Below are 3,718 nucleotides of genomic sequence, written 5' to 3' on the forward strand. Positions count from 1 at the left end.
GGATCAACTCCTTGCGTTCCGTGGGAGCAACCAACCGGTTGTCTGAAATTCTATGGGGTACGGTGGTAAGAAAAGGGAAGATTGTAGCGAGTTGAATCGTAAACCTCTATCAGGAAAAACAGAGGATGTCGTTTAGTAGAGCCTGACAGGTGACATAACGCATCAATCAGCGGTTTTTCAGTTGGTAAAGGTACTCGACCAGTACATGTATCTCGGTGGTGGGGTTATCGCTGCCGCTTTTCTGGTTTTGTTGCTCAAGTCGCTTGGCAAAGGTGATAGCCTGTTTGGTTTGTCCTTTAATCTGGCTGTAGAGGCCCTGCCTGCCTTTTTCATAGCCCGGGAGGTACTGGCTAAGGTGGTGAACGAGTTCCTGGGCTGCGGTTCTCTTGCCGGAGGGCAAGAATGGTGCTGTTCGTGGTTCGAAGTGGAGAACCGGCCAGACTTCAAAGCAGGGGTTAGAGGTAATGGTAGCAAAGGTAACACCCTTAACCTTGATCTGACTGATTTTGTTCAGGGCTTTGCTGTAGCGGTTGCCATGCTGCTCATGTTCATCTTTATCGAACACGCAGAAGACCCGGTCGTAGTTGTCCTGATGCTTCTGGCGGGACTGTTGATTGACCAGAGCCTCTGCATGCTCAACAACGCTGAGCGGGTCAGAACCGGGTGAAGGGGCGATGGATACGTTAGCGGTTGATAGCTTTAGTTCGTCCTTGATTTCATTCAGGTAGTTGGGCTCGGCCTTGGTACCTTCACAGACAATCAGAACCTTGTCATAAGACTCCCGTTTAGCTTGCTGTCGGGAAAGCTCTGCTGCTTTTTTTGCTCTACGCTTTTTGAACAACTGGTCTGCCACAATCAATTCCCCATGGCCACAGAGACATCTGCATAAAAGTGCCGCAGGTAGGGTACGGCACCGTATCGGCCATCCAGATAGTAACGCTCAATATCCTCCGCGCCCTTGCGTACCTTGAAATCAGAAAGGGGGGTTAGGTGTGTACCCTGTGCCCCCTCTTGAGACGCGAACCAGACCTGATCTCTACGGAACACTTCCTGACTGAGGATTGAGGTTTCGTGAGTGGTAAACATAAGCTGGGCATTTTTCGGGTTGGTCTGGCTGTTATGGAACAGGCCGACCAGCATCCGGACAATTAGTGGATGGAGGTTATCGTGCAGTTCGTCAATAAAGAGGACGCTGCCTTCGTTCAGTACATCCAGCCAAGGGCCTGCATAGGCGAATAATTTTTGGGTACCATCGGACTCACTTTTAAGTGGTAATGCAACTGAAGAACCGTTTTCCCCTGCATGGATGATTTGGATGTCGACAAACTCTTCGGTTTCCAACTTCTGAAGGAGGGATTGCTTCATATCACCCGGCATGTCGTCCGGTAAGTCATTGACACTGATTTTTCTGGGTTTAACCTTGATGTCAGTAATGTTCAGGTCTGCTGATTTGAGAAATTGGACAATGTCTTTTCTTTGAGCAGCCTTTTCACACAGGCTGGCTGAAAAGCCGGGATTAAAACCACCAATACCGACTATTTTTAACGTATTCTCGAACCAGTCAAACACCGGTTGAAGCTGCTCGCAGTTGAGCTGCACGGCAGTAGAAAGTAATAAGGCATTATCCCGGGTGCTGTCCCTCCACAGTTTCTTCTGGCCTTTCAAGGCCTCCATGCGGCCCCATTGGTAGGATTGGCTGCCTTCGTCCCAGGCGCGTTCGATCCAGCTCTGTGCCCGGCTAGTGGGGTAGGCATAAAGCCATTCCTCCATAACCCGCTCGCTGGTCGCTGAGAAGCCGTATTGAAAGCGGACACCGCTGACATAAAAGGAGGCTTCAAATTCGCATGGCTCCTGAGCTGCCTGCGTGGACAGTAAGTAAGGCTCCATTGGCAGCTCCTTTCCCCGCTGCCAGCCTGCGGACTCAACCACGACTTGTTGCATGGTGTCCAGGGCACGGATCAGGTTGCTCTTGCCGGAGGCATTGGCCCCATAAATAGCTGCAGAGCGGAGCAAGGCCATGTTGGCTTTATCAGGGAACGGAAAGCTGTGGGTATCCAGTTTATCGTCATCTTTTAATTTTCCCCTGACCATGCTCAGGGTTTGCCTTTCACGGTAGGAGCGGAAGTTTGTGGTCGAGAATTCAATTAACATAACGGCCTCTGTTATCAGGTTAGTGAGGCAAATACAGCATATTATGATTAAATTATAGATCTATCTGGAATTTAATCCATTTTAATATTTGATTTCGTCAATAATTGTATTATTTTTCGGTTAAAATGGTTTTGAGCGGTTGGTTTGATACTTTTTGGGTTGGATAACAAAAGAAGCAGACATATAGTCTGAAGATGCTGTTCTCACGGGGTGATCCTCATTATCGAGAACCATTTCCCCGTGTATGGATAAACTCAGTTAAAGGGTTTATGCAATGGAGGGCACCGTTGCCTTGAACTGAATAACATTGTCTGGTTCCTCATTAGCCGTGCCTTCAATGATTCTGCTCAGGTAATCGTCGTAGATTTTGGCGACATCCCGCTTTTCTGGCAGCCTGTCATCGTGGTCGTAGTGTTTGGACTCGACACTGCCATCTTCCCTGCTTTGCAGCAGGTAGCGATGTTCTTTGAGTACACGGCAGTCGGTGAACAGGCGGGTAGCTGTGCGGCGCAGGTCTTTTGCGGTAAAGCGTTCCGGAGGCTGCTTGCCTTCCGCCATTGCATGATCTTGCAGCCAGTCGTTATAGGCACCCACAAAGCGGCCAAGGTTACGAATATCGATGGGTGATCCACCGGTAATAATAAAGGGGCCATCAAAGCAGCCTGATATCCGCTGAGCCTGCTCCAGTATGGCCATTGCTCTGTTTGCGAGCGGGATAACGCGTTTCTTTGGGATTGCGTTTTTACCTTTGGTATCCACAAACATTAATGTTTGTTTGGTAAAATCAATGTCGGACCACTTGATACCATTAAGCTGTTCAGGACGATTGCCAAAACAAACAAAGCAGAACCTCAGCAGCAGGCCATACAACATCCCTTGCTGACGATGCCTTTCGGCGGTGTAGACTGGCTGCATATAAGGCGCAGAGGTCTTCCAGTGTGCCGTGGCTTGCTTCAATTGCGGCCTGACGCTTTTGTTCTTCCATTTCCTGTAGCCGCCGGGCCTCTTCAAACTTGAGATGATCCTTAAGATCAACCGGCGCTATTTCCCGTCTTAAGCGAGCATACTCCCTTGCTTTATCCCGTATCTCATTCAGCTTCAGGCCGGTTTTACCCAACCGGCTGTAGCGGCCAATAAATAGCGTGGTGTCTTCGCCGTTATCCCGATACCGGTAATAGGCCTCAACATCACTCTTTTGCTGTTTAAAGACAAGCGTCCCTTCACCTTTACCCCCGACCGGCTCACTGATCTTGCTTTTCTTCTTGCCATCAATGGTCATGTTCTCAATCTGGGTGGGTGAGTACTGTGGCATCAATAACTCCAACCATGGTTCTATTTATTCGATTTTTGGAAGTGGGGACTAAGCTCAATTTAGTCCCCGTTTCGCGTGGGATGAAGCAAATTCTTATGGTAGCTTATGGGAATGCGATCTTCTACAGAGCCCGTGAAACAAGGGGTGTAGAGCAGGGTGGTGGGATTTTACGGATGGCTATGGGAAGCAGTTATAGATGCCTTGTAATCAGTGGGTCCCGAGTTCGACTCTTGGTGCCGGCACCATACACAGCAA

General features: G+C 49.2%; 4 protein-coding genes. All 4 read right to left on the reverse strand.

The genetic code is table 11. The features are described 5' to 3' along the window. Positions 1 to 166: 166 nt before the first annotated feature. The 4 genes from KDK15_RS08985 to KDK15_RS09000 all read right to left on the reverse strand — a co-directional run bounded on the left by KDK15_RS08985 (position 167) and on the right by KDK15_RS09000 (position 3,463). Positions 167 to 853 (reverse strand): RloB family protein, encoded by a 687-nt coding sequence (locus tag KDK15_RS08985; RefSeq protein WP_257295017.1) that lies wholly within the window; start codon positions 851 to 853, stop codon positions 167 to 169. 2 nt (positions 854 to 855) lie between these two features. Then, complete coding sequence (locus KDK15_RS08990; RefSeq protein ID WP_257295018.1) at positions 856 to 2,151, reverse strand: ATP/GTP-binding protein; 1,296 nt, start codon at positions 2,149 to 2,151, stop codon at positions 856 to 858. 267 nt (positions 2,152 to 2,418) lie between these two features. Next, positions 2,419 to 3,066, reverse strand: a complete 648-nt coding sequence (locus KDK15_RS08995; RefSeq protein ID WP_257295019.1) for a hypothetical protein — start codon at positions 3,064 to 3,066, stop codon at positions 2,419 to 2,421. Beyond that, positions 2,969 to 3,463: an Arm DNA-binding domain-containing protein gene (locus tag KDK15_RS09000; protein WP_257295020.1), complete on the reverse strand. Its 495-nt coding sequence runs from the start codon at positions 3,461 to 3,463 to the stop codon at positions 2,969 to 2,971. The genes KDK15_RS08995 and KDK15_RS09000 overlap by 98 nt, the downstream gene beginning before the upstream one ends. Positions 3,464 to 3,718 lie beyond the last annotated feature (255 nt).

Source organism: Endozoicomonas sp. YOMI1 (genome assembly GCF_024606345.1).
Classification (GTDB): Bacteria; Pseudomonadota; Gammaproteobacteria; order Pseudomonadales; family Endozoicomonadaceae; genus Endozoicomonas.